The sequence below is a fragment of the Arthrobacter sp. B0427-1-12 genome, assembly GCF_059092905.1.
Genome location: NZ_JBNHIC010000178.1, coordinates 1 through 742, shown reverse-complemented (window position 1 = coordinate 742; position 742 = coordinate 1). Strand labels below are relative to the sequence as shown.

The 742-nt window shown below is 64.4% G+C and carries 1 protein-coding gene; it reads left to right on the top strand.

Annotation, left to right across the window (positions count from 1 at the left end; genetic code table 11):
- Window positions 1–197: 197 nt before the first annotated feature.
- The coding region (locus AC5RWU_RS24430) for a transposase (protein ID WP_493986754.1) at window positions 198–742 on the top strand (545 nt) is incomplete at its 3' end.

Below are 742 nucleotides of genomic sequence, written 5' to 3'. Positions count from 1 at the left end.
TGTTAGCGGCCATGAAAAACTGCCCGTAGGCGGCCACGAAAATGCCCACTGACGGCCAGTAGAACTGCCCACCGGTGGCCATGAGATCTGCCCACTTCCTTACTTGTCCTGCCGCGTCTTAAGCGGCGGGGGCCTCTCCCCGGGATTTGATGACGGTGTCTAGTCGCACCAAATGTCGCCCCGGGAAGAGGCCCTGTATGAAGTCTGACGGAGAAATCATGGAAATTCTTGCTGCCTATGATCTGACCGGATCGTTGCGTGCAACCGCGGAACTGACGGGCTGTTCCCATCACACTGTTGCCAGGCATGTTGCGGCGCGGGATGCGGGGCGACCCATCGCTGAGCCAGCGCCCCGTGATCGTGTCGCTGACGCGTTCCTGCCCAAGATCGAGGAATGGGTCGAGGCATCCAAGGGCAGAATCCGCGCCGATAAAGCCCACGAGAAGCTGCTCGCCTTGGGTTATGCGGGTTCGGAGCGGTCCACCCGCCGGGCGATCGCCCAGGTCAAGGCCGCCTGGCGGCTGGGTCACACACGTGTCCACCGCCCCTGGATCGCGGAGCCGGGGATGTGGCTGCAGTACGACTTCGGTGACGGGCCGCGCATCGGCGGAGTGAAGACCATCCTGTTCGTGGCCTGGCTGGCGTTCTCGAGGTTCCGGATCGTGATCCCGTTGCGGGACCGGACCGCGCCGAGCGTGTTCGCTGCCCTGGACCGGTGCTTCCGGGTCCTGGGCGGGGCACC